24 protein-coding genes and 1 tRNA gene are annotated in these 22,760 nt (G+C 58.4%); 16 read left to right on the forward strand and 9 right to left on the reverse strand.

Going from position 1 to position 22,760, the window contains the following annotated elements; genetic code table 11:
- Positions 1-25: 25 nt before the first annotated feature.
- A complete protein-coding gene (locus MWU55_RS04310) occupies positions 26-901 on the reverse strand; it encodes a DMT family transporter (RefSeq protein ID WP_246934524.1) in 876 nt (291 codons plus the stop codon).
- Between the two features lie 245 nt (positions 902-1,146).
- Between MWU55_RS04310 and MWU55_RS04315 the strand changes: the two genes are divergently transcribed.
- Entirely contained in the window at positions 1,147-2,331 is a 1,185-nt protein-coding gene (locus tag MWU55_RS04315) for an aspartate aminotransferase family protein (RefSeq protein ID WP_246934525.1), read from the forward strand.
- Positions 2,328-3,254 carry an ornithine carbamoyltransferase gene (argF, locus tag MWU55_RS04320; protein WP_246934526.1) on the forward strand — a complete coding sequence of 309 codons (927 nt, stop codon included), beginning with the start codon at positions 2,328-2,330 and terminating at the stop codon, positions 3,252-3,254. Before MWU55_RS04315 ends, argF begins: the two co-directional genes overlap by 4 nt.
- Positions 3,255-3,318: 64 nt before the next feature.
- Here the strand turns inward: argF and MWU55_RS04325 are convergent, their stop codons facing one another.
- From MWU55_RS04325 to hrpB, 3 genes are all read right to left on the reverse strand, one after another.
- Entirely contained in the window at positions 3,319-4,800 is a 1,482-nt protein-coding gene (locus MWU55_RS04325; protein WP_246934527.1) for an inorganic phosphate transporter, read from the reverse strand.
- A gap of 133 nt (positions 4,801-4,933) precedes the next feature.
- Positions 4,934-5,392 (reverse strand): NUDIX hydrolase, encoded by a 459-nt coding sequence (locus MWU55_RS04330; RefSeq protein WP_246934528.1) that lies wholly within the window; start codon positions 5,390-5,392, stop codon positions 4,934-4,936.
- Positions 5,393-5,511: 119 nt separating this feature from the next.
- On the reverse strand, positions 5,512-7,965 hold the full coding sequence (gene hrpB / locus MWU55_RS04335) for an ATP-dependent helicase HrpB (RefSeq protein WP_246934529.1): 2,454 nt from the start codon (positions 7,963-7,965) through the stop codon (positions 5,512-5,514).
- Between the two features lie 131 nt (positions 7,966-8,096).
- Here hrpB and meaB point away from each other — a divergent pair, with 131 nt between their 5' ends.
- The 5 genes from meaB to MWU55_RS04360 all read left to right on the forward strand — a co-directional run bounded on the left by meaB (position 8,097) and on the right by MWU55_RS04360 (position 12,642).
- Positions 8,097-9,083 (forward strand): methylmalonyl Co-A mutase-associated GTPase MeaB, encoded by a 987-nt coding sequence (gene meaB, locus MWU55_RS04340; RefSeq protein ID WP_246934791.1) that lies wholly within the window; start codon positions 8,097-8,099, stop codon positions 9,081-9,083.
- Between the two features lie 185 nt (positions 9,084-9,268).
- Positions 9,269-11,098 (forward strand): ABC transporter ATP-binding protein, encoded by a 1,830-nt coding sequence (locus MWU55_RS04345; RefSeq protein WP_246934530.1) that lies wholly within the window; start codon positions 9,269-9,271, stop codon positions 11,096-11,098.
- Between the two features lie 202 nt (positions 11,099-11,300).
- Entirely contained in the window at positions 11,301-11,588 is a 288-nt protein-coding gene (gene rpmB / locus MWU55_RS04350; RefSeq protein WP_246934531.1) for a 50S ribosomal protein L28, read from the forward strand.
- 130 nt (positions 11,589-11,718) lie between these two features.
- Entirely contained in the window at positions 11,719-12,066 is a 348-nt protein-coding gene (locus tag MWU55_RS04355; protein WP_246934532.1) for a hypothetical protein, read from the forward strand.
- A 42-nt stretch (positions 12,067-12,108) separates the two neighbouring features.
- Positions 12,109-12,642 carry a copper chaperone PCu(A)C gene (locus tag MWU55_RS04360; protein ID WP_246934533.1) on the forward strand — a complete coding sequence of 178 codons (534 nt, stop codon included), beginning with the start codon at positions 12,109-12,111 and terminating at the stop codon, positions 12,640-12,642.
- Between the two features lie 103 nt (positions 12,643-12,745).
- On the opposite strand, the gene MWU55_RS04365 is transcribed toward MWU55_RS04360, so the two are convergent.
- Complete coding sequence (locus MWU55_RS04365; protein WP_246934534.1) at positions 12,746-13,438, reverse strand: NAD-dependent deacylase; 693 nt, start codon at positions 13,436-13,438, stop codon at positions 12,746-12,748.
- Positions 13,435-14,085 carry a helix-turn-helix domain-containing protein gene (locus MWU55_RS04370; protein WP_246934535.1) on the reverse strand — a complete coding sequence of 217 codons (651 nt, stop codon included), beginning with the start codon at positions 14,083-14,085 and terminating at the stop codon, positions 13,435-13,437. The genes MWU55_RS04365 and MWU55_RS04370 overlap by 4 nt, the downstream gene beginning before the upstream one ends.
- A gap of 114 nt (positions 14,086-14,199) precedes the next feature.
- Here MWU55_RS04370 and MWU55_RS04375 point away from each other — a divergent pair, with 114 nt between their 5' ends.
- The gene (locus MWU55_RS04375) at positions 14,200-14,442 is read left to right on the forward strand and encodes a YdeI/OmpD-associated family protein (RefSeq protein WP_246934536.1); all 243 of its coding nucleotides are present in this window, start codon (positions 14,200-14,202) and stop codon (positions 14,440-14,442) included.
- Positions 14,443-14,473: 31 nt separating this feature from the next.
- Positions 14,474-14,926, forward strand: a complete 453-nt coding sequence (locus MWU55_RS04380) for a low molecular weight protein-tyrosine-phosphatase (protein WP_246934537.1) — start codon at positions 14,474-14,476, stop codon at positions 14,924-14,926.
- Here MWU55_RS04380 and MWU55_RS04385 read toward each other — a convergent pair.
- The 3 genes from MWU55_RS04385 to MWU55_RS04395 all read right to left on the reverse strand — a co-directional run bounded on the left by MWU55_RS04385 (position 14,923) and on the right by MWU55_RS04395 (position 17,404).
- On the reverse strand, positions 14,923-15,231 hold the full coding sequence (locus tag MWU55_RS04385) for a hypothetical protein (protein ID WP_246934538.1): 309 nt from the start codon (positions 15,229-15,231) through the stop codon (positions 14,923-14,925). The two genes, MWU55_RS04380 and MWU55_RS04385, sit on opposite strands and share 4 nt — an antisense overlap.
- A gap of 99 nt (positions 15,232-15,330) precedes the next feature.
- Positions 15,331-16,290: a 1-phosphofructokinase family hexose kinase gene (locus MWU55_RS04390; protein WP_246934539.1), complete on the reverse strand. Its 960-nt coding sequence runs from the start codon at positions 16,288-16,290 to the stop codon at positions 15,331-15,333.
- A 64-nt stretch (positions 16,291-16,354) separates the two neighbouring features.
- Positions 16,355-17,404 (reverse strand): Glu/Leu/Phe/Val dehydrogenase dimerization domain-containing protein, encoded by a 1,050-nt coding sequence (locus tag MWU55_RS04395; protein WP_246934540.1) that lies wholly within the window; start codon positions 17,402-17,404, stop codon positions 16,355-16,357.
- Positions 17,405-17,528: 124 nt separating this feature from the next.
- On the opposite strand from MWU55_RS04395, the gene MWU55_RS04400 reads away from it, so the two are divergent.
- From MWU55_RS04400 to MWU55_RS04430, 7 genes are all read left to right on the forward strand, one after another.
- Positions 17,529-17,984: an Lrp/AsnC family transcriptional regulator gene (locus tag MWU55_RS04400; RefSeq protein ID WP_246934541.1), complete on the forward strand. Its 456-nt coding sequence runs from the start codon at positions 17,529-17,531 to the stop codon at positions 17,982-17,984.
- A gap of 52 nt (positions 17,985-18,036) precedes the next feature.
- Positions 18,037-19,851 carry a translation elongation factor 4 gene (lepA, locus tag MWU55_RS04405; RefSeq protein WP_246934542.1) on the forward strand — a complete coding sequence of 605 codons (1,815 nt, stop codon included), beginning with the start codon at positions 18,037-18,039 and terminating at the stop codon, positions 19,849-19,851.
- Positions 19,852-20,974: 1,123 nt separating this feature from the next.
- Entirely contained in the window at positions 20,975-21,391 is a 417-nt protein-coding gene (locus MWU55_RS04410; protein ID WP_246934543.1) for a hypothetical protein, read from the forward strand.
- Between the two features lie 107 nt (positions 21,392-21,498).
- Positions 21,499-22,005 carry an alkylphosphonate utilization protein gene (locus tag MWU55_RS04415; RefSeq protein ID WP_246934544.1) on the forward strand — a complete coding sequence of 169 codons (507 nt, stop codon included), beginning with the start codon at positions 21,499-21,501 and terminating at the stop codon, positions 22,003-22,005.
- Between the two features lie 46 nt (positions 22,006-22,051).
- Positions 22,052-22,246 (forward strand): CTP synthetase, encoded by a 195-nt coding sequence (locus tag MWU55_RS04420; protein WP_246934545.1) that lies wholly within the window; start codon positions 22,052-22,054, stop codon positions 22,244-22,246.
- 69 nt (positions 22,247-22,315) lie between these two features.
- Entirely contained in the window at positions 22,316-22,495 is a 180-nt protein-coding gene (locus MWU55_RS04425; RefSeq protein ID WP_246934546.1) for a CTP synthetase, read from the forward strand.
- A 54-nt stretch (positions 22,496-22,549) separates the two neighbouring features.
- A tRNA-Arg gene (locus tag MWU55_RS04430) sits at positions 22,550-22,626 on the forward strand.
- Positions 22,627-22,760: the final 134 nt, after the last annotated feature.

The following is a 22,760-nucleotide window of genomic DNA, read 5'->3' on the forward strand; positions in this document are numbered from 1 at the left end:
GCTGGATACAAGCGCAGATCGGACTCTAGCGACGGTGAACACCTTCGCGCCACGCCAAAATGGCCCCTCCGGCGATAATGATAGCGGCACCAAGCAGGCTTGTGAGGCCCGGACGCACGTCGAACACCCCAAAATCGTACAAGGCAGCGAAGATCAAAGTGGCGTAGGAGAACGGCACGACAAAGCTTGCATCCGCGCGGCGGATCGCTTGCACATAGCACGCCTGCGCAGCGGCCATCATAAAGCCAAGCGCTGCCAACACGCCCCATTGGGCAGGTGTCGGGGATTGCCAGACAAACAGCACCGCACACGAGGCGATGGTTAGGCCGATGGCGTTGTTGACCACAAGGATCTGCAAAGGTGCCTCGCGCCCGGCAAGCCGTTTGATGAAGATCGTCTCGAGCCCCAAAAGGGCGGCGGCCCCCAAGGCCAGAAGGGCAGCGGGATCAAAGCTGGTTGCGCCTGGCTTGATCAGGATCAGTGCCCCAACAAGGGCCATCGCTACGGACAGCCAGCGCCATGGACCAACGCGCTCTCCCAAAAGGGGGATGGCTAGCAGCATTGCAAAGACGGGGTTCAGGAAACTAATCGCAGTCGCATCCGCCAGCGGGATCAGCGTGGCGGCGGCAAACATTAGGGTCACGCCCGCAAACCCTGCCGCTGATCGCGCCACATGCAGCTTCAGACTGGGTCGAGTGATGCGAAGGCGTTTAAACAGCGCGAAGCTGCCAATGGCTAAAAATGCAAATGTGAAGCGGCCGTGGGTAATCTGGAACGGGTGCAGTGGCTCGCCCAACAGGTCCTTACCCGCCAGCTTTGCCATCAGGGTTGTGCCTGCGACGAAGACGGTGGCCACCAGCATGAAGCCAACGGCGGCTAAAGGGGAGTTGCGCGTTTCCATCCCTTCCACCTACGCGCCCTTGTTCGGATTGAAAAGGCTGGACAGAACCCGCGTGATCCCCTATCCCGCCCCCATGATCAAACGCACTCATATCGCTGACACCCGACGCCGACGCACCCGCGCCTGACGTCCGTCCCCGTTTGATCCTGCGCTATAGGCGCAACACACCTTCAAAAACACCTGAAATTGTTGACTTGGCGTCGCCCATCCGGCACCCAAAGGCTTCTTTTACAAAGGATACCGACATGATCCCGTCGCTTCTTCCCACCTATAACCGTGTTGACCTTGCTTTCGAGCGGGGCCAGGGCAGCTGGCTTATCACGGATGGGGGCGAGCGATACCTGGATCTGGGTGCGGGCATCGCGGTGAACGCGCTGGGCCACGCCCATCCAACATTGGTCGAGGTTCTGGCTGAGCAGGGCGCGAAGCTTTGGCATGTGTCGAACCTTTATAAGATCCCGCAGCAGCAAAAATTGGCGGACCAATTGGTCGATCTGAGTTTTGCGGACACCGTGTTCTTTACCAATTCAGGTACGGAAGCTTGTGAGCTTGCTGTGAAAATGGCGCGGAAATACTGGCACGACAAAGACCAGCATGAACGCACGCAAATCATTGGCTTTGATGGCTCATTCCACGGTCGGTCGTCGGCGGGGATTGCTGCGGCGGGTGGCGAGAAACTGACCACTGGTTTCGGCCCGCTTCTGCCCGGCTTTACTCATTTACCGTTCGGGGACCTTGATGGCCTGACCGATGCGCTTGCCGAAGGCAACGTCGCGGCTGTGATCATCGAACCCGTACAGGGCGAGGGCGGTATCCGTCCCGTGCCCGACGACGAACTGAAGGCCATCCGAGCCGCCTGTGACGACGCAGGCGCACTTTTGATCTTTGACGAAGTGCAATGCGGCATGGGCCGGACCGGCAAGCTGTTTGCACATGAATTCTCGGGTATCACACCTGATATCATGATGGTCGCCAAGGGCATTGGCGGCGGCTTCCCCTTGGGCGCCGTTCTCGCGACGGAAGAGGCTGCAAGCGGCATGGTCGCAGGTACGCATGGGTCCACTTATGGCGGTAACCCGCTGGCCTGTGCCGTTGGCTCGAAAGTAACCGAGATCGTCGCCGATCCCGAATTCCTTGCAGATGTCAGCCGCAAGGCAGGTCTGTTCCGTCAGAAGCTAGAAGGCCTAGTGGCTGCCCACCCGGACGTCTTTGACAGCGTACGTGGATCGGGCCTGATGCTGGGTTTAAAATGCAAAGCCACCAACATGGATGTGCTGGCGAAATGCTATGACGCGGGCGTCCTGTGCGTGCCCGCCGCAGACAACGTGCTGCGCATCCTGCCCGCACTGACAATTGAAGATGAAGACATTGCCGAGGCCATCACCCGCCTTGAAACCGCTGCCAAGGCTGTGGAGGGCCAGAGCACATGAAACATTTCCTCGATATCAACGCCACATCGCCTGAAGACCTGAAAGGCATCATTTCGGAAGCGCACCGGATCAAAGCTGCGCGCAATGGACAGCCCAAAGCGGCGCTTGACGCAGAAACGCCCTTGGACGGCCACATGGTCGCGCTGATCTTTGAAAAGCCCTCGACCCGGACGCGCGTCAGCTTTGACGTAGGCGTGCGCCAAATGGGCGGCGAAACCATGGTTCTGTCGGGTTCGGAAATGCAGCTGGGTCATGGTGAAACTGTTGCGGATACCGCCAAGGTTCTGTCCCGTTATGTCGACATGATAATGATCCGTACCTTTGAAGAGGCAACGCTTCAGGAAATGGCGGAATACGCCGATGTGCCGGTGATCAACGGGCTGACCAACCGTTCGCACCCATGCCAGATCATGGCCGATATTCTGACCTACGAAGAGCATCGAGGGTCGATCAAAGGCAAGAAAGTGGTCTGGGCGGGTGACGGCAACAATGTCTGCGCGTCTTTCCTGCATGCCGCTGGGCAGTTCGGGTTCGACCTGACCTTCACAGGACCAGAGCCCTTAGATCCGGAAGCGCTGTTCGTTGAAGAAGCCCGCGCCAAGGGCGTGAATGTCGACATCATCCGTGACCCCGTTGAAGCGGTTCAAGGTGCGGACCTTCTGGTCTCAGACACTTGGGTTTCGATGCACGACGCGCCTTCAGCCCGCGAGCGTCGCCATAACCTGCTGCGTCCTTACCAGATCAACGACGAACTGATGGCACACACCAAACCCGACGCGTTGTTCATGCACTGCCTTCCGGCCCATCGGGAAGAGGAAGTGACAAGCTCGGTGATGGACGGCCCGCAATCGGTAATCTTTGATGAGGCTGAGAACAGGCTTCATGCACAGAAGGCCGTGATGCGGTGGTGTTTGGGGAAGTAAGTTAGGTGAGTCTCAAAAGAAGGGCGCTCAAATCGAGCGCCCTTCTTTTTCCGTTTTCCATCAATTAAGCCATGACGGCATTCAAGACAAAGAAGATCGCAGCCGACATCAGAGCCGCAGCGGGGACTGTGATCACCCAAGCGGCTACGATGGTCATGAAGTGCGAACGGCGCACCAATTTGCGGCGACGGCGCTCCTCGGGCGCGATGCGCTTGGCTTCTGGCCGGGCAGCGCGTGAATTGCGCAACCGGCGCTCCATGTGGAACTCGCGATAGAAGCCCACGCCAAAAACACCACCCACCGCGATGTGGGTCGAGCTGACGGGCAGGCCCAGCCAGCTGGCAACAATCACGGTGATGGCGGCAGACAACGCCACGCAATAGGCGCGCATTGGGTTCAACTTTGTGATCTGGCTGCCCACCATGCGGATCAGTTTGGGGCCGAACAGCATCAGGCCAAAGCTGATGCCGAACGCGCCAATGACCATGACCCATGTTGGGATCGTAACTTTCGCGGCGAAATCACCGACGCTTTCCACGTGTACGATGGCCGCCAGCGGACCAACGGCGTTTGCCACATCATTGGCACCATGTGCAAATGACAGCAGAGCGGCCGAAAAGATCAGCGGCAGTGCGAACAGGGTTTTCAGGGATTTGGTGCGGTTCTCAAGCCCCTCAGCCTGACGGGCGATCAGTGGTGCGGTGACCACATAGGCCACAGCGCCAACGCCAGCACCGATCAACAAAGCGGTTCCCAGATCAATCTTAACAATCCGCTTCAAGCCTTTGATTGACAGATACGCGCCAAAAGCAGCAGCCATGATCCCGATCAGGATTGGGACCCAGCGTTTGGCGGCGGCAATCTTGTCTTCTTGGTAGACAATTTTGTGCTTGATCAGGGCCAGGAACAGGGCGGCAACCACACCGCCCAGAACGGGCGAGATGACCCAAGAAGCAGCGATCTTGCCCATGGTCGGCCAGTTCACAGCGGCGAAGCCTGCTGCCGCAATACCAGCCCCCATAACGCCACCCACAACCGAGTGTGTGGTCGATACCGGTGCGCCAACCCACGTAGCAAGGTTTACCCAAAGCGCAGACGAGATCAGCGCGGCCATCATAGCCCACACAAACGTGCGCGATTGGTCAAATCCCGCAGGATCAATGATCCCTTTCGAAATGGTCGAGACCACATCGCCACCTGCTAACAACGCACCTGCGCTTTCAAATAGGGCAGCGATTACAATGGCACCGCCCATGGTCAGTGCGTTTGCACCCACTGCAGGACCCATGTTGTTGGCAACGTCATTGGCGCCGATGTTAAGCGCCATATAGGCACCGAAGGCCGCGGCGATTACGACAACCAGCGAGGTTGGTGTTTGTCCAAAGAACACAGCTGCCCCAAGGGCTGCCAGCACGATGAAGGCCAATGCGACGCCCATGCCCACCAAGGGGCGCGCAACATATTGCGTGGCGTACTCGACCTGACTGATCCGGTTCAGGTCTTTATCCAGTGTTTTCCACTGGTTGCCGTTATTCTCGCCGCTCATGGTCTGTCCCCCGCGCTGCAGCTGTCATCTGGCTGTAACTTAGACGTTACAATTCAGCGCCTGCGCTAGCTTGTCGGCGCTTCAAATGCAACAGATTCGATAGGGGGTTGGGGCGGAAACCGCTACGCGCGTCTTAGAAGTCGCGTAGAAGTTGGCTCAGGTCCTTTTCGTCGACCATTTCGGCAGCTTCTTCGGGGGATACCCACTTGCGCGTGCGTTCATCGGCTTCTGGGAACTCTTCAGCCAGCTTTTCCACCTTCAGCGGATAAACCGATGCCGAACACCGGGCCACGCCGCCTGTGTCGAGCTCTTTGTCATAGAAATACTCACCAATCGGTGCGCGGTCGAGCTGACCTTCGCAAACGCCAGCCTCTTCCCACGCTTCTTCGCGTGCGGCTTCGGCGGCGTTTTTGCCGTCCATTGGCCAACCTTTGGGCAGGATCCAACGACCTGTGCCGCGGGATGTAACCAGAAGCACTTCTTTGTCATCACCCGTGCCGCGATAGCAGAGCGCCGCCACCTGCAATCGGTTGGGACGTTTGAACATAGGAGAGACAACCTCTTCCCAGGCTTGTTTGAAAAGCGATGACATTTTGGGCCTGCATTCGTTTTTGAACGTTATTGATTAGACGTCATTATATGGGGAAACGAAGGAAAAATGCAAGCAAACGCCAGATTTAGCAGGGATTCATCACGGTGAAGTGACTTCGATCAGGTGCCTTTTCGCTTCGCTCGCAGGGTGGGATCGGCTTGCGTGGGGTCCTCGGGCCAAGGGTGTTTTGGGTAGCGTCCGCGCATGTCCTTGCGCACGTCCGCGTAACTTGTCGCCCAGAAATTCGGGATGTCGGTTGTTGTCTGAACCGGTCGACGCGCGGGTGACAGAAGCGTCACGCGCAGAGGTGTTCTGCCCACCATTGGGTGGCGGGTGACGCCGAACAACTCTTGCAGGCGCAGGCTGATTTCGGGTGTTTCGCCGGAATAGTCGATGGGGGTCTTGTGCCCCAAAGGCGTGGTGAAGTGGGCGGGCGCTTCTTGATCAAGTCGCGACATCTGGTTCCAGTCCAGCCACGCGCGCAGGGCCTCTAGGATGTCGAACTTCTTCCAGTCGGCAGAGGTCTTTACCCCAGACAGATGCGGCAACAACCAATCTTCGAGCGTCGCCATCAGCGCCTCTGCACGCATGTCTGGCAGCGTTTCGCCACCAGCACGCACCAATTCAACCCGCGCGATGAACCGCTTGGCGGCATCTGAAGGGCGCAGCCCCAGATCGCGCACCCCATCAAGCATCGCTTGCGCAACAGTGTCAGCGGGTGCGTCTTTCCAAATGCGATCATCCAGCACCACCGCGCCCAGACATTCCTGTCGCCGCGCCACCACCCGTCCGTCGCGTTTCGACCATGCGCAGCTGTCAATCCAACTGATTTGATCTGCGAACAATTCCCGAAGCTCGCCCTCACCCATCTGGATCGCCTGACGTATCCGCGCCTCGCGCGGGTTGCCGTCAGTGTCGGTCACCACGATAAGTCGTGCACCTGCCAGCGCGTCACCTTCGTCGATGATCCCGCCTTTGCCGCCAGACATGACGAAACGTGGAATATCACCGGGGCGGCGCAGCGCCACGCGGTCTGGATAGGCCAACGCGGCCATCTGCGCTGGGCTGCAGTCCGGGGGCGCGTCGCCAGCCATGCGGCGCAAGCGTTTTGCCTCGGTGCGTATATGCTCGATCCCGCCGCGGTTCGCTTGAATACCCCGTTTCGCAGCAAAGCCTTTCGGGTCGCGGATCGCCTCAAGCCTCAGCGATAAATCCATCGGGGCGCCGCGGGGCAGGGGGTCGCGGTCGCTCCAGAGCGCGGCAAGGTCGGCAGCGTCCGGACCTGCGGTCAGAAGCATGTGTCCAAGGCGCGGGTGTAGCGGCAGGCGGGCGAGCTTTGTCCCATGATCGGTGATCCTGCCGCCATCATCCAGCGCGCCGAGGTTTTTCAGAAGGCTCTGTGCCTCGGCCAGTACGCCCGTGTTTGGCGGCGTCAGAAACGCTAACCCGGCCGCGTCCGAGCTGCCCCACCCGGCAAGCTCCAACGCCAAAGGCGCAAGGTCTGCGGTTTCGATCTCGGCAGGTGCAAAGGGCGGCATTCCGCCCTCCTCGCCTTTGGTCCAAAGCCGATAGCAGGTGCCCGGAGCGACACGCCCTGCGCGGCCCCGCCGTTGTTCAGCTTCGGCCTTGGAAACGCGTTCGGTTACAAGTCGGGACATGCCGCTGCCCGGGTCGAACCGCGCGCGCCGCGCCTGTCCTGCATCGACAACAACACGGATGTCCTGAATGGTCAAAGACGTCTCGGCAATCGCGGTTGCTAGTACGATCTTGCGACCCTCTTTGGCAGGCTGAATGGCTGCGCGTTGGGCAGTGAAATCCATTGCGCCGAACAGAGTGTGCAACTGGCAGTCACCGGGCAAGCGGCCCTTGAGCACCCCTTCGCATCGCCGGATTTCACCTTCGCCGGGCAAGAAGACCAAGACGCCGCCTTTGGTTTCGCTCAGCGCGGTCAGAACCAGATCCGCTGTCGTATCGGGCAGTCGTGCACCTTTTGCCAAGGGGCGATCCAGATGCTTGGTCTCGACCGGAAAGGCCCGCCCTTCCGAACGCACGATGGGTGCGTCGTCCAACAGCTTTGCCACAGGGTCCGCATCCAGCGTGGCCGACATCACGACGAGCCTCAGATCATCGCGCAGCGCGCCCATCGCTTCCCATGTGAGCGCGAGCCCCAGGTCTGCATTCAAGGAACGTTCGTGAAATTCATCAAAGATCACCGCGCCGATGCCCTCAAGCGATGGGTCGGATTGCAGCATTCGCGTCAGGATGCCCTCGGTCACCACCTCGATCCGGGTGGCCTTTGACACTTTGGCTTCGCCACGAATGCGATAACCGACGGTCTCGCCCGTTTTCTCGCCTAATGTCTGCGCCATGCGTTCGGCCGCTCCGCGTGCCGCCAGACGGCGGGGTTCCAACATGACCAGCCGCCCGGAAAACGCACCGGCCTTCAGCATCTCAAGCGGTACGACCGTGGTCTTACCGGCGCCCGGCGGCGCCATCAGAACAGCGCGGCCGTGATCCGCCAGCGCTGAAAGCAGCGCAGGGATGGCATCATGGATGGGCAATTGATCCGTCATCCTGCCCTTATCCGATGCCCCGCGCGTCGGGTCCAGCCCGGAACTCTGCCGCAATCGGCGCTAACATGTCAGTGGCCTCTGGACAGGCGCAGGTGCAGGCGTCAGAAACGGTGCGAACAGGCGGAGGCGACATGGACATTCAGGATCTGGCCAAACGAGTGATCGCGGGCGAACGCCGTGCTTTGGCGCGTGCCATTACGCTGGTGGAAAGTGGACGTGCGGATCACCGCGAACAAGCGGTAGAGCTTCTGGAAGCGACTGCACCGGAAAACCGCCAAGCCCTGCGCATCGGTCTGTCGGGCACACCCGGAGTGGGTAAGTCCACGTTTATCGAAGCGTTTGGCATGTTCCTGATCGAAAAGGGTCTGAAGGTAGCTGTGTTGGCGGTGGATCCCAGCTCGGCCCGGTCGGGTGGCTCTATTCTGGGTGACAAAACCCGCATGGAAAGCCTGAGCCGCGAGAAGAACGCCTTCATCCGTCCATCCCCTTCGCAGGCGCAAATGGGCGGAGTTGCCCGTCGAACCCGCGAGGCTGTGGCCCTGTGCGAGGCTGCTGGTTTTGACATCGTGCTGATCGAAACTGTGGGCGTTGGGCAGTCCGAAACCATGGTGGCTGAGATGTCGGATCTGTTCCTTTTGCTTCTCGCCCCGGCAGGCGGCGATGAATTGCAAGGCGTGAAGCGCGGTATCATGGAGATCGCCGACCTAATCCTGGTGAACAAGGCCGATGGCCCGCTGAAAGAAACCGCGATGCGCACCTGTGCCGACTATGCGGGTGCGCTGCGCCTGTTGCGCAAACGTGTCTATGATCCCGAAGGCTTCCCGAAAGCTCTGATGGTCTCTGCCGTCACGCAGGACGGTCTGCCCGAGGCATGGGAGACGATGGAAGAGCTTGTCGCATGGCGTCGCGAACATGGCCACTGGGAAAAGCGTCGCGCCGCGCAGGCCCGTCACTGGTTCGAGGAAGACCTGCGTATCGGCCTTTTGTCTGCGCTGGAAACAGGTGACGCACGCGCACGAATTGACGCGCTGGGCGGGCAGGTTGCGGCGGGCGAATTGTCAGCTTCGCGCGCTGCGGATCAGATGCTTGCTTACCTGAAAATGGCATCTGACAGCTGAATTCTGACGCTCTGCTGTCGGGGGTTGATATGCGCTAATAGCTGGGTTAGCGTGACTTTGAAACATGCAGGAGAATGCAGGATGATTCAATTCAGGACCCCACCGCGACGCTAGACGCTGGTCCTGTTGGGCTCACGTCAGCCCCGATTATCCTTTGTATTTTCCTTTAGCGCACGGAGCGCATCATGTTTCGATTTTTCGAAAACCTTATCGACCCATTCCGTTCTTTTTCGGACGAAACTCCGCCCACAAAACTGTGGCCCTATCTGAAGTCGCAATATGACGGCTTTGGCAAACTGATGGCGCTTATGGCGCTGTCAGGTGTTGTGGTGGCCCTGATCGAAACTGGGCTGATCTTCTACTCCGGTCGCGTGATTGACTTGATGGACGGCTCTGACGCCGCGACATTCTTCCAGACGCACGGGCTGGAACTGCTGTTGGCGGCGCTGTTCATCTTGTTTCTCCGTCCCGCCATGATCGGCCTTAACCACCTGCTGCTTGAACAAACCCTCGTGGGCAACCTGCATGATCAGGTTCGCTGGCGTGCGCATAAGCACCTGCTGGGTCAGAGCATGGGGTTCTTCCAGAACGACTTTGCCGGGCGGCTGTCTAATCGCGTGATGCAATTGGGCGGCGCGGTCGAGGACGGAACCTATATGGCGTTCGAGGGCATTTGGTACGCGCTGACCTATGTTATCGCGGCCGCGTTGATCCTCAGCCAGATTGATCCGCGATTGGCCCTGCCGCTGGTGATCTGGCTGGTGCTCTATATTTTCTATACCCGTTGGGTCGCGCTGCGTGTTGCAGCAGCGTCCGAAAAATGGTCGGACGCGCGGTCGCTTCTGTCCGGGCGGATCGTGGATGCTTATGCCAATATCGAAAGCGTCAAGCTGTTTAGCCAAGGCGAAAGCGAAGAGCGCTATGTTCTATCGGCACTGAAACGCCACCGTCTGCGTCTGCAACGGTTCCTGCGCCTGATGACGGAGCTTAGCTTCGGCCTGAACATCCTGAACGGGCTTCTGATCACGGGCGTCCTGGGCACTTCGATCTATTTCTGGAGCCGCGGTGCCGTATCCGTGGGCGAGGTTGCCGCCGCATCCGCCCTGACCATTCGCCTAAATGGTATGTCCGGTTGGATCATGTGGGTCACCGTGCGGCTGTTTGAGCATGCGGGCGTGATCCGTGAAGGCCTGCGCTCGATCTCGGTCGAGCACGAGGTGACCGACGCGCCAAATGCCCCCGCACTTCAGTTGTCGAAAGGAGAGATCCGATTTGACGATCTAACCCATCACTATGGGAAGGGGTCTGGCGGTTTGGATGGCGTGAACTTGTCCGTGAAACCCGGTGAGAAAGTGGGCTTGGTTGGACGTTCGGGTGCTGGAAAATCCAGCCTTGTGAATCTTCTCTTGCGGTTTCGCGATCCCGAGGGTGGGCGCATTCTGATCGACGGTCAGGACGTGGCAGGTGTCACGCAAGACAGCCTGCGCGCACAGATCGGGATGGTCACGCAAGACAGCTCGCTTCTGCACCGATCTGTGCGGGCGAACCTGCTCTATGGCCGCCCCTCAGCCACCGAGGCCGAGATGATTGCTGCCGCCGAACGGGCCGAGGCGCACGACTTCATCCATTCGCTGGAAGACCCGAAAGGGCGTACTGGCTATGATGCCCATGTTGGCGAGCGTGGCGTGAAACTGTCCGGAGGCCAGCGCCAAAGGGTGGCCATCGCCCGCGTGATGCTGAAGAACGCTCCCATTCTGGTGCTGGACGAGGCGACATCTGCCTTGGACAGCGAAGTCGAGGCCGCCATTCAGAAAACTCTTTATGGTATGATGGAGGGCAAAACCGTGATCGCCATCGCGCACCGCTTGTCCACCATCGCCCAGATGGACCGGATCGTCGTGCTGGATGAAGGCCGGGTGATCGAGGGCGGCAGCCATGATGAACTTCTGGCCACCAAGGGCATCTATGCAGGTCTATGGGAACGTCAATCAGGCGGTTTCTTGGCCGAGGAGTAATCAATTGCAGTGGGGCAGAAATTTCCTGTCCCACCGCCCCGCGACTCACTTGACGTCCCCTCTGAAGGCGTCTATTCACCGCGGACGGAATTCGGGGCGCTGCCGTGGCAGTGCCCGTTTGTATTGACCGGCTGGACGTGAGCGGCGCGAGGGCGCGCTGAAAATCTCACCAATCTGGCCCGAGTGAGCAAGGAAAAGAGCCATGTCGCGTGTTTGCGAACTGACCGGAAAAGGCCCGATGACTGGCAACAATGTCAGCCACGCCAAAAACAGAACCCGCCGCCGGTTTCTGCCGAACCTGAACGACGTGACGCTTCAGTCGGAAGCACTGGGCCGCGCATTCAAACTGCGCATCTCGGCTGCTGCCCTGCGTTCGGTTGACCACCGTGGTGGTCTGGACGCGTTCCTGGCAAAAGCCAAGAACGACGAACTGTCGGCCAACGCCCTGAAGATCAAGAAAGAAGTTGCGAAAGCTCTGGCAGCCGCCTAAGCCCCGCGCCTTTCTGGATCGACCAGATTTTGAACCGCCCCGGCCTTTGGCTGTGGGCGGTTTTCGCGTGTGCTGCACCTGTTACATTTTGTCACTTGTCCCTCCTGAAAAAGGGGCATAGCTAAGTGGCATGATCCGTGCGGTATTTGCATATGTTCTGGCTTTTGCGCTGACCATCACCAGCTTTGCGCTGGCAGATGCCCGTGGTGATCATCCTGATATTGGCGGGTCATTTGAAACGGTGCTGTGTACGGGCACCGGCATGACAACTATTACGCTTGGCCCGGATGGCGAGCCCATCGAATCGGTGCATCTGTGCCCCGATGGCACATCGATTTTTGCGGCCTCGTTCGCGCTTCCAGCCATGGATACGCCAGTTTCCCGATTTGTGGCCTATATTGTCCCTTCACAAGTCACTCCGCCTGCTGGTCGCGATGAACTGTCCCCGTCTGCCCGAGGTCCCCCGGCGCTGGTCTGAACCCTTCAATCAAGACCAACCCAAAGACCTAAGGAAAAGACTATGTCCCCTATGAAAACCGTTTTGGCTGCCGGTGCAGCTGCCCTTTTTGCTCTGCCTGCTTTGGCTGGCGACATCATGATCAACGATGCATATGCACGCGCCTCGGGCATGAATGCCAAGGCCGGTGCCGCCTTCTTCCAGATCATGAACCACGGCGCGGAAGATGACCGCCTGATTGCCGCGAAATCTGACGCCTCCAAACGGGTCGAGCTGCACACCCACAAGGATATGGGTGATGGCGTGATGAAAATGATGGAAGTCGAAGAAGGCTTCGCGATTGCAGCAGGCGGCATGCACGCCCTGCAACGTGGTGGCGACCACGTGATGTTCATGGGCTTGAACGAACCCTTTGTGGATGGTGGAACCGTGACCGTCACGCTGGTGTTTGAAAAAGCCGGTGAAATGACTGTTGAGATCCCCGTGGATCTGAAACGCAACCCGATGGGTGGCGGCATGCAGCATGGCAAGCCTGAAGATGGCAAGATGGGCGAAGGCCATGGCGCCACGCACCAAGGTGGCACCAAAACCAACTGAGGATAAGGGGTGCGGGGCGGTGAATGCGTCCCCATCCCCGCACCCTGAATAGGGGTTTCGTCACCCCGGACGGCCGTAGCGTTTCGCTGCGGCCTTTCCTGTCTCAGCTTTTCAAAACGTCTTCTACCCAGCCCGGCACAATTTGCGTTGCAGGTCCGAACCGCGCTTCGTTAAAAGCGCTGGCCGTGTCCGAAGGTTCTAGGTTTAGCTCCAGGGTCGGAATGCCCATGGCGCGGGCTTCCATTACAAATCCTGCGGCGGGATAGACATTGCCCGAAGTACCAATGGCGACAAAAAGATCAGCCTCGCTGAGCGCCGCATAGATATCCTCCATCCGATAAGGCATTTCGCCAAACCAGACGATGTCAGGTCGTGTGTTTGGTTCCGCGCAACTGGGGCAGGGTGCCTCGGCCGACATTTCGCGAGGTGCTGGCCAACGGTGATCGCAATTGGCACATAGGGCGGATCGCAACTCTCCGTGCATATGGATGATATCCGTTGCGCCGCCGCGTTCGTGCAGGTCATCAACATTTTGGGTGATAATCGTCACCCGCCCGGCATGTTCGGACTGCAACCGACCAAGTGCGGTGTGGGCCGCATTGGGCGTAGCATCAAAGCAATTTGCACGCCGCGCGTTGTAAAATTCATGAACCAAGGTCGGATTGCGGGCGAAGCCTTCGGGCGTGGCAACCTCGTCCAGATCATATTTTGTCCAAAGCCCATCGACATCCCGAAACGTCCCCAACCCGCTTTCAGCTGAAATGCCAGCGCCGGTCAGGATCAGGATATGTGTCATTTAAAGCCGCCGTATATGTCCATTGCCTTTTGCAACAGATCAAGCAACGCGGCCACTTGCAAGGGATCTTGCGCCTCAATCTCGCCTTGTGCTGCGAAGTTGGCGACCCTTTGTTGGCCCTCGGCCACGGCCTCAAGGTCGCTCCAGGAAAAACCAAGCCGCACGGGGGCAAGCGGCATTTGCCCGGCGAGCATCGCTGCGCGCCCTTTGGAAACCGTCAGGGCGAACGGCGCTTCATCAAGCCAGATTTCGGCGCGCAGTTCGTCCAAAGGACCGGCAGCCCGTTCAATGGCTCCGGCAAGAATAGCAACGCGAGAGGACGGGGCATTCATCGAAACGCCCCCTTCTGGCAAAGGAAGATCGCGTCCAAACCGCGCCAATTCGAACAGGATGCCACGTGTCGCATTCCCGCGATCAGTCAAGGCATAGGTGCGCCCGTTTTTGGAAACGAGACCCGCCTCGACCAGTTCTGCCAAGCGGGAGGACAACATATTCGTAGCGATCCCCGGCAAACCCTCTCGCAGTTTGCCAAAGCCAGATGGACCCGCGTGCAGCTCGCGCAGGACATGCATGGCCCAGCGGTTGCCCAGAAGGTCAAGGGATAGGGAAATCGGACAGTTCAAAGAGTAAGGTTTAGCGCGCGACATGGGGTGCTTTTGGCGCAGTGCCAACCGGCCTGCAAGAGAGGATGTGAAGTTTAAGCGAAACAGCGCCCGTGGCGCTGAGTTGACCGGTTTTGACGGGCGGTGCATCCTAAGATCATGGCACTGATACGCCCAATCCAACCTATGCCCCCGGATATTGCCGCTCGGCTGCAATCCGACGGGTTGCAACACGCTTATGATCAGCGTCCGCCCTATCAGCGAAATGATTATCTTGGGTGGATCGCGCAGGCTAAACGGCTCGAGACGCGGCAAAAGCGTATTGATCAAATGTGCGAAGAGCTTGCAGGCGGACGCTTGTATATGAAGATGATCTGGCGCGATATACCGTCTGGACCGTGACAGTCTGGGGCGCCATCGCTACAACCGCCTTATGACCACACGTGTTCTTTTCGTTTGCCTTGGTAATATCTGCCGTTCCCCCAGCGCCGAGGGTGTATTTCGCGCCCTTGCAACCAAAGCTGGGTTGGATGTGATCACTGACAGTGCAGGCACATCAAACTGGCATGTTGGCGACCCGCCTTACACGCCGATGCAAGCTGCTGCGAAACTCCGGGGGGTTGATCTGTCTGATCTGCGCGCACGGCAATTCACGGCTCGTGATTTTGATCAGTTCGATCTAATCATCGGCATGGATGACAGCAATATCGACAATATCGAACATTTGCGCCCGACGGGGTCCCAGACACCGGTTCGATTGTTCACCGATTTCGCGCCCGAGGCTGGCATGGATCACGTTCCTGATCCCTATTATACGCGCGACTTCGACCAGACGTTGGATCTGGTTCAGGTGGCGTCAGTTGGGTTGATCAAGCACTTGGGTTAGCTGCAGTGTTTGGCGACCAAAGCGCCGAACTTCTTGTATTTCTTCCAGAACTTCTCGTCCGTGCGGCGGTCAGATTGACGGGTCGATTGGCTTTTGTGCGGGTCCTTGAAGAACTTGGCAACTTTCGAACGCTCTCCGCCCGTCAGTGTCGCATTGGCCACTTTCTGAATGCAGCTGCAAAGGCTACGTGACGCGCTGGGGCGATCAGCCTTTATGCAGGCGCGTTCGATGGTGCCACCGGCAATTGCGGATTGTCCTGGTAAAAGCGCCGCTACCAGCGTCGCCGCAAGAACCACTCGTTTCATCTTAACCTCTTAAATTTCCGCCTCTGGCTGCAGATCTGATTTGCCCGCTTGGGCTTCAGAATACAGGTTGGATCGGACGAATGCAATTTCCGCAATGGGTCAAAGTTTTGTGACCGAGACCTCGGGCAGCAGGCGGGCGACATCCGATGCTCTGCAAAGCTCTGTTGCGGGGCTCATAACCGCTGCGCTTGCCGATGCAACCCCGGATCGCAGCGCATCTTCCCAGCTCTTACCCCTTGCACACGACAGTATGAAGCCGCCCATGAAACTGTCGCCAGCGCCCACTTTGCTTTGAACCGGAACAGGGGGCGTTTGCGCATGCAGGGCTTGGTCTGACGTCACAAGCACTGATCCTTCCGCCCCACGCGCAAGCACGACGCAATGCGCTTTGCCGGATTCAATCAGTTTTTGAGCGAACTGCACGGCGTCCTCGATTGTCTCAAGCGCTCGTCCCGCCAATGCTTCGCTTTCTGCACTATCCAATCGTAGAACATCAGGTGCGAGCGACCCAACTTCCTGCAAAGCCATCATGGCCGGGCCGGACGTGTCCAAATACACCAAAGCCCCTTTGGCATGTGCCAGTTTGATGAAATCGGACGGAAACTGCGGCGAAAGTCCAGGTGGCTGCGATCCAGACAGGACGACATGAGTTCCTTCGCGAAGCTCGCCTTTAAGCCGCTCACATAGCTTTGCCACATGCTCTTCCGTCCATTCTGGGCCGGGCATCACGAAGCGGTATTGGGTCTGCGCCGATTGTTCGGTGACGGCCAATGAGATCCGGGTTTCCCCCGGAAGCTCCAGCACCAGCTGTGGCACACCTTCTTGTTCCAAGAGGGCAGAAAGCTGTTGTCCCCGCAACCCCGCCAAAGCGACAAAGGCCGTTGCGTAGCCCCCAAGACGTTGGATAGCCCGGGCCACGTTGATGCCCCCACCTCCGGGGTCGATGGCGGGGGTATCACAGCGCAGTTTCTCGTTCGCGCGCACCTGACCCATTTGCGTGGATAGGTCCAACGCCGGGTTCAGCGTGATGGTCAGAATGTCAGATTGTTGTGTGATCATGTCTCTCTGGCTTTCAACCAGAGACTAAGCCGAGAATGGGGGCGCCACAACGCCCCCTTCAGGTTTACGCTGCGCGCGAGGTCATCGATTGCGCCACAACATCCTGCGCGACCACGGCCGGGCTGACGCCTGCGTCTTTGGCCGAAGTCAGAATGTTGTTCATCGTATCGTCCAAGGCACGCAGTTTTTCATCAACCCAATCGACGCGGGTTTCGATCTCGAGGATCTCGGCGGCTGCGTTGATGATACCACCGCCATTGGCAACGTAATCCGGCGCATAAAGAATGCCGCGCCCGTGCAGAAGCTCTGCGTCTTGTGGTGTCGCCAGCTGGTTGTTGGCCCCACCGGCCACAGCTTTCACATTCAGGTTGGGAATGGTCTGAGCATTCAGAATGCCGCCGATTGCACAGGGTGCAAAGATGTCAGCTTCGACGCCGTAGATATCGTCCAGAGATACAGCTTCCGCCCCAATCCCAGTCACGGCGGCTTTGACGCGGTCAGCGTCGATATCCGTGACCACCAAATTGGCACCCGCCGCCTTCAGGCGATGACACAGATGCCAGCCAACATGCCCCAAGCCTTGAACGGACACGGTACGGCCCTTCAACCGGGCGTCCCCCAAGCCATGACGGGCGACCTGACGGATCGAGTTGAAAATCCCGCGTGCGGTGATGGGGGAGGGATCGCCGGACGCGAACTTGCCATCTGCCAAACCCGCAACAAACCGGGTTTCCTTGGCCACTTCGGCCATGTCCGCAGGCGTCATGCCCATGTCTTCGGCGGTCCAGTACCGACCTTCGCAAGCGTCAACGGCCTTGCCAAACGCGCGCAGAAGCTTTGGCGTCTTCAGGCTTGTCGGATCACCCATGATGACGGATTTTCCGCCACCCAAAGGCAGCCCGGCCGCCGCGTTCTTATAGGTCATGCCCTCGGACAAGCGCAGCGCATCTGTCAGCGCCTCGTCCTCGGACCCGTAAGGTTTCATCCGCAAACCGCCCGCCGCAGGGCCAAGCGTTGTGGAGTGAATGGCGATAAATCCGACCAAGCCGAACTCGGCTGCTTCGACGCGATACACTCCTTCGTGGGTGGGCGTTGCCACTTGTGTGATATTCATGATGTCCTCCGTGTTCCGCACAAGCTAACAACGCGACATGGGGGAAATTCACCAAAATTAGGCGTAGACTCGTGAAATCTTGGAGATTATCTGATGACAGGCACGCAAAAACGAGAATTATCTAATGGACGCCATCGACCACCGCATCATCGCCGCCCTGCAAGAGAACGGCCGCCAAAAGCTTGGCGACCTCGCTGATTCCGTCGGCCTGTCCCCCACACCCTGCGCCCGCCGGATCGCTGCGTTAGAGCAAAACGGGATCATCACCGGCTATGGCGCGCGGGTGGATCAGTCAAAGCTGGGCCTTCCGGTGACGGTCTTCATCTCGGTCGAGCTGGAAAGCCAAAACCGCGAGGCCGTCACCAAATTCGAACGTGCCGTTTCGCGCATGGACGAGGTGATGGAATGCCATTTGATGAGCGGCAACCGAGACATCCTTCTGCGCGTCGCCGTCGCCGACCTGACCGCCTTTGACCGCTTCATGGAGGAGAAACTCATGCGCGTAGACGGCATCGCACGCATGCGGTCGAGCTTCACCTTGCGGACGATGGTGACACGGAATGTGCTGCCCGTAGAGTAGGGGATGCATCGAAGTCCTTGACGGCCCTTTAAAACCACATCATATCCGGCCCATGACCGACCTGAAACACATCCGCAATTTCTCGATCGTCGCACATATCGACCACGGGAAATCCACGCTTGCTGATCGCCTCATTCAAGAGACGAACACCGTTGCTGACCGTGACATGAAAGAGCAGATGCTCGACAGTATGGATATCGAGCGGGAGCGCGGGATTACCATCAAGGCGAACACTGTTCGGATCGAATACACCGCCGATAACGGCGAGGAGTATATCCTCAACCTAATCGACACCCCCGGCCACGTGGATTTCGCCTATGAGGTCAGCCGCTCGATGCGCGCAGTTGAAGGGTCTCTGCTGGTCGTCGACAGCACCCAAGGGGTCGAGGCGCAGACGCTGGCGAACGTGTATCAAGCCATCGACGCGGACCACGACATCGTGCCGGTTCTGAACAAGATCGATTTGCCCGCCTCTGACTGTGACCGCGTGGCGGAACAGATCGAGGATGTGATCGGCATTGATGCGTCTGGCGCCATTCAGGTCTCGGCCAAGACCGGGCAGGGTATCCACGAAACGCTGGAAGCTGTCGTGAACGATTTGCCCGCGCCGACCGGCGATCCCGATGCGCCGCTGAAGGCGATGCTGGTGGACAGCTGGTATGACGCCTACCTCGGCGTGATTGTTCTGATCCGGGTGATTGACGGTAAACTGAAAAAGGGCGAGCGGATCCGCATGCTCTCGACCAATGCCGTTTATCCCGTCGACCGCGTGGGTGTTTTCACGCCCGAGATGAAACCGATTGATGTTTTGGGCCCGGGCGAGATTGGCTTCCTGACCGCCTCTATCAAGCAGGTGCGCGACACGCGTGTGGGCGATACGATCACCCATGAACGCAAAGGCACCGAAGACGCGCTGCCGGGCTTTAAGCCTTCGCAGCCCGTGGTGTTCTGTGGTCTGTTCCCGGTCGACAGCGCCGAGTTCGAGGACCTGCGTGACTCGATCGAAAAGCTCGCACTGAATGACGCGTCGTTCAGTTACGAGATGGAGACCTCGGCCGCGCTGGGCTTTGGCTTCCGCTGTGGTTTCCTTGGCCTTCTGCACCTCGAGGTCATCCGCGACCGGATTGAACGCGAATACAATATCGAGCTCATCACCACCGCGCCTTCGGTGATCTATCATGTCTACATGAAGGGCAAGGACAACGAGCCCGGCGAAATGATCGAGCTGCACAACCCCGCCGACATGCCCGATCTGTCCAAAGTCGACCACATGGAAGAGCCGCGCATCAAGGCGACCATTCTAGTGCCCGACGAATATCTGGGCGACGTGCTGAAGCTGTGTCAGGACCGCCGCGGAATCCAGCTGGACCTGACCTATGCAGGGTCGCGCGCCATGGTCGTTTATGACCTGCCGCTGAACGAGGTGGTGTTCGACTTCTATGATCGACTGAAATCGGTCACGAAGGGCTACGCGTCGTTTGACTATCAGATGGAGGGCTACCGCGAGGATAACCTTGTGAAGATGTCCATCCTTGTGAACGACGAACCCGTCGACGCGCTGTCCACCATGGTGCATCGTGACCGCGCCGAGATGCGGGGCCGGGCGATGTGCGAGAAACTAAAAGACCTGATCCCCCGCCACATGTTCAAAATTCCGATCCAGGCGGCGATTGGCGGCAAGGTCATCGCGCGCGAGACGCTTTCGGCGCTGCGTAAAGACGTGACGGCGAAATGCTATGGCGGCGACGCGACCCGGAAGAAGAAACTGCTTGAAAAGCAGAAGGCCGGTAAGAAGAAGATGCGCCAGTTCGGCAAGGTGGACATCCCGCAGGAAGCCTTCATCAGTGCTCTGAAAATGGACGATTAAGAATGAAATGGCCGCGAAAGTGGCCCTTTCATCAGTGCGCGGCAGCGAATTTCGCAGAAAATCGCGTGCGTACCCCTTTGCGGCTCTATCCACATCCCAACCCATTGGGATCGCGGCGCAATCTGGTATCTGTCCACAGCTTTTCCACAGATAAAACGCTGCATTATCAACAGCTTATCCCCAAGAAATTTGCCTGAATCGCAGTTTTTTCCTTGAGGGAATCGCACCCCAATGCAACAGTTTCCTTACAGCAAGACTTCTTCGGAAGACGCGCTGGACGCCAAGGCCTTCGGGTCAGGGTGGGCTGGAAAGGGTCCTCGGATCAAGACTGGTAGCTGGGAAAGATCTTCGGATTAGAACTGGCAGGTGAAGGTTCTTTCGAACCGGAACCAATGATCGGGAAAGCCCTCGGGCGGAACCGTTCAGGAAGGCGTCAGGAGGTCGCAAGACCAATGCAAAGACCGCGTCTGAGCACCTGGCGCCTTTTCCTATTCTACCCCCTCACATCGCATCCCCCCAAACGCGAAGCGGAGCCCGTTTGCCGTCTGGCCTCCGAACTCCGCTTGCTGCGTCAGTATGCATTCCGCGTCTAGCACCTGTGGGGTGATCTATAAGGGGCATGCGGGGTTTGGGCAACAATATATTGTGGGGGCTGGGTGCGGAACCGCTATATTGTTGCAAGCCTGCAAGATATGGGGGCCAACGCAGATTGCCCCAGTGCGCGGCAGCGAATTGCGAAACAAATCGCGTGCGCATCCCGTCGCAACTCCTTCGATTCCGTGTCCACACATTGCATCCATCTAGCTCCCACCCAGAGCGCTAACCCGTCGGAATTTCCACGCCCCTTCCGTCCGGTCGACAGACCGGACAACGCCCGACCCTCCCTACGGGAGGGCGTTCCGCCCACCTAGGGTAAGGCGATGTCCGCCTGTTAGATTCTGAGATGCAATTATTGATTGAATGCTTTCCTGCATTCGGGTGAACTGTGCCCATGAAGACCGCTGTCAAATAATGGCTCTTAGTTCACTCGATGGGTTTGAGTGTCTGATTGAGGTTGAATGATAATTGTGCGTGAAAGTGTTGATCTATGAGAATAGCTCTGTTCTCGGTTTTGATTGTGAGCTTGGCGATTGATCTTTCGCTTCACTTCTTCGACCCCGCGCCCGAAGCGTGGTCGTCAGACTTCACTCAAGAAAGCTATACCGAAATACGCACGAAACTAGGTCAACCGATCCATACCCATGGTTTATTGTATGGCGAAGGGGAGCTCACAGCGATTCCGCAGGACTGGGTGGGTGCGGTTGGTAAGACACCGATGTTCTTCTATGACGTTTGGGTCGCGGGATGGGAGGTGGGGGACTTTTTGTTTTTCCCCAAGGTGCTGGCGGTCGAGTACTCGCGTTTTCTTGAGTATTGTAAGCACAATGACACGCCCAACCCTTGCGATGAAAAAAACATTGTCACGAGGTTCAGGTGGTTTTGGATGCGGCCTGCTGACGCGGACAGGTACGAATATGGGGTCTCGGGTTTCAAGATCTAGCTTCAATTGAGGTTGACTGGGCGGCTTTACACCCCGGTAAAAAATCTTCCGCGTGACTCCTCCTACCAATCCCCCCTATAGCTCCCTCACCCAACCTCGGAGCCCCAATGCATTGCCCCCTCTGCGCCTCAGACGCGCCTCTTTCCTCCTTCCCCGTTCCCGGCGGACCCGCTGACGCCTCGGCAGATATCTGCGCCACATGCGCCGTTCAGATCGAAGGCACGCCGGACGAAAATCACTGGCGGGGGCTGGCGTCCTCGATGTGGTCCGAGGATGCGGCGGTGCAGGTGTTGTCGGTGCGGATGTTGAAGCGGTTGGAGGCGGCGTGGGCGCGGGATTTGCTGGATCAGGTCTATCTGGACGAAGATACGCAGGCGTGGGTCGACAATGTGGCCGCGGCCTCAAACCACAAGGACAGCAACGGGGTCACGCTGAATGCGGGGGATAACGTGGTGTTGATCAAGGATCTGCCGGTGAAGGGGGCTGGGTTCACGGCGAAGCGCGGGACGGCGGTGCGAGGGATCAGCCTTGTCGCGGACAATCCCGAGCATATCGAGGGCCGCGTGGAAGGTCAGCGCATTGTCATTCTGACGCAGTTTGTGAAGAAGAAGTAGGCAGCCCGGGCCCCGTGGGCTATGCCGCCCGCGAAGGAGACCCACCATGCGCGCACCGCTTTGGAAAATCGTCGCCACGTTCTACGGCATCATCGGTTCGACCGTCGCGTCGGTGCTGGTGGTGATCGCATTGGTGAACGGCGTATCCGGCTTGTGGCCCTTGCTGGGCGCTGCGGCGGTGGGCTTCGTAGTCGGCCTTCCGGTGAGTTACTATGTCGCGCGTGCGATGGCCGGCGATTGATCCGGATCAAAGCGCCGTAAGTTGGACGGGCAGAATGTCCCCCTGCAAATATAATGCAAGGAGATTAACATGTTACGTCTTGCTGCCGTGATTTACATCCTGTTGGGTGCCACTCTGGCCGGCATTTTCATGGTCGCCGCATTGACCATCGGACAGGACACATTGCAGCCGATCCTGTGGTCAGCCATGGCTGGCTTCGTCGTCGCACTGCCCGTTTCGTGGTTCGTGGCCAAACAGATCAACAGCTGACACGCGATTTCAGGTTGAAACTGCACCGCACGCGGGGGTAATGCTCTGGCGTGCGGTCCCTTAGCTCAACTGGATAGAGCAGCTGACTTCTAATCAGCAGGTTGAGGGTTCGAGTCCTTCAGGGATCGCCAAGTTGCCAAGATATCTTCGAACGCTGCACCCAACTGTTCTCTTCCGTTAGGTGTGGGGGCACTGGGTTTCTTTTCTTCTGTGACCCTTGAACAAAAAAAGCCGCCGAGAAAACTCGGCGGCTTTGTGTTCCAAT

Source organism: Aliiroseovarius sp. F20344 (assembly GCF_023016155.1).
GTDB lineage: Bacteria > Pseudomonadota > Alphaproteobacteria > Rhodobacterales > Rhodobacteraceae > Aliiroseovarius.

What these genes read in the sequence shown, in the direction of transcription:
- MWU55_RS04365 (WP_246934534.1), bottom strand. Translation starts at nt 13,438, where the DNA reads ATGACACATATCCTGATCCTGACCGGCGCTGGCATTTCAGCTGAAAGC.
- argF (WP_246934526.1), top strand. Translation starts at nt 2,328, where the DNA reads ATGAAACATTTCCTCGATATCAACGCCACATCGCCTGAAGACCTGAAA.
- MWU55_RS04330 (WP_246934528.1), bottom strand. Translation starts at nt 5,392, where the DNA reads ATGTCATCGCTTTTCAAACAAGCCTGGGAAGAGGTTGTCTCTCCTATG.
- MWU55_RS04345 (WP_246934530.1), top strand. Translation starts at nt 9,269, where the DNA reads ATGTTTCGATTTTTCGAAAACCTTATCGACCCATTCCGTTCTTTTTCG.
- rpmB (WP_246934531.1), top strand. Translation starts at nt 11,301, where the DNA reads ATGTCGCGTGTTTGCGAACTGACCGGAAAAGGCCCGATGACTGGCAAC.
- MWU55_RS04395 (WP_246934540.1), bottom strand. Translation starts at nt 17,404, where the DNA reads ATGAATATCACACAAGTGGCAACGCCCACCCACGAAGGAGTGTATCGC.
- MWU55_RS04375 (WP_246934536.1), top strand. Translation starts at nt 14,200, where the DNA reads ATGGCACTGATACGCCCAATCCAACCTATGCCCCCGGATATTGCCGCT.
- lepA (WP_246934542.1), top strand. Translation starts at nt 18,037, where the DNA reads ATGACCGACCTGAAACACATCCGCAATTTCTCGATCGTCGCACATATC.
- meaB (WP_246934791.1), top strand. Translation starts at nt 8,097, where the DNA reads ATGGACATTCAGGATCTGGCCAAACGAGTGATCGCGGGCGAACGCCGT.
- MWU55_RS04325 (WP_246934527.1), bottom strand. Translation starts at nt 4,800, where the DNA reads ATGAGCGGCGAGAATAACGGCAACCAGTGGAAAACACTGGATAAAGAC.
- MWU55_RS04385 (WP_246934538.1), bottom strand. Translation starts at nt 15,231, where the DNA reads ATGAAACGAGTGGTTCTTGCGGCGACGCTGGTAGCGGCGCTTTTACCA.
- MWU55_RS04355 (WP_246934532.1), top strand. Translation starts at nt 11,719, where the DNA reads ATGATCCGTGCGGTATTTGCATATGTTCTGGCTTTTGCGCTGACCATC.
- MWU55_RS04380 (WP_246934537.1), top strand. Translation starts at nt 14,474, where the DNA reads ATGACCACACGTGTTCTTTTCGTTTGCCTTGGTAATATCTGCCGTTCC.
- MWU55_RS04390 (WP_246934539.1), bottom strand. Translation starts at nt 16,290, where the DNA reads ATGATCACACAACAATCTGACATTCTGACCATCACGCTGAACCCGGCG.
- MWU55_RS04315 (WP_246934525.1), top strand. Translation starts at nt 1,147, where the DNA reads ATGATCCCGTCGCTTCTTCCCACCTATAACCGTGTTGACCTTGCTTTC.
- MWU55_RS04420 (WP_246934545.1), top strand. Translation starts at nt 22,052, where the DNA reads ATGCGCGCACCGCTTTGGAAAATCGTCGCCACGTTCTACGGCATCATC.
- MWU55_RS04360 (WP_246934533.1), top strand. Translation starts at nt 12,109, where the DNA reads ATGTCCCCTATGAAAACCGTTTTGGCTGCCGGTGCAGCTGCCCTTTTT.
- MWU55_RS04425 (WP_246934546.1), top strand. Translation starts at nt 22,316, where the DNA reads ATGTTACGTCTTGCTGCCGTGATTTACATCCTGTTGGGTGCCACTCTG.
- hrpB (WP_246934529.1), bottom strand. Translation starts at nt 7,965, where the DNA reads ATGACGGATCAATTGCCCATCCATGATGCCATCCCTGCGCTGCTTTCA.
- MWU55_RS04400 (WP_246934541.1), top strand. Translation starts at nt 17,529, where the DNA reads ATGGACGCCATCGACCACCGCATCATCGCCGCCCTGCAAGAGAACGGC.
- MWU55_RS04310 (WP_246934524.1), bottom strand. Translation starts at nt 901, where the DNA reads ATGGAAACGCGCAACTCCCCTTTAGCCGCCGTTGGCTTCATGCTGGTG.
- MWU55_RS04370 (WP_246934535.1), bottom strand. Translation starts at nt 14,085, where the DNA reads ATGTCGCGCGCTAAACCTTACTCTTTGAACTGTCCGATTTCCCTATCC.
- MWU55_RS04415 (WP_246934544.1), top strand. Translation starts at nt 21,499, where the DNA reads ATGCATTGCCCCCTCTGCGCCTCAGACGCGCCTCTTTCCTCCTTCCCC.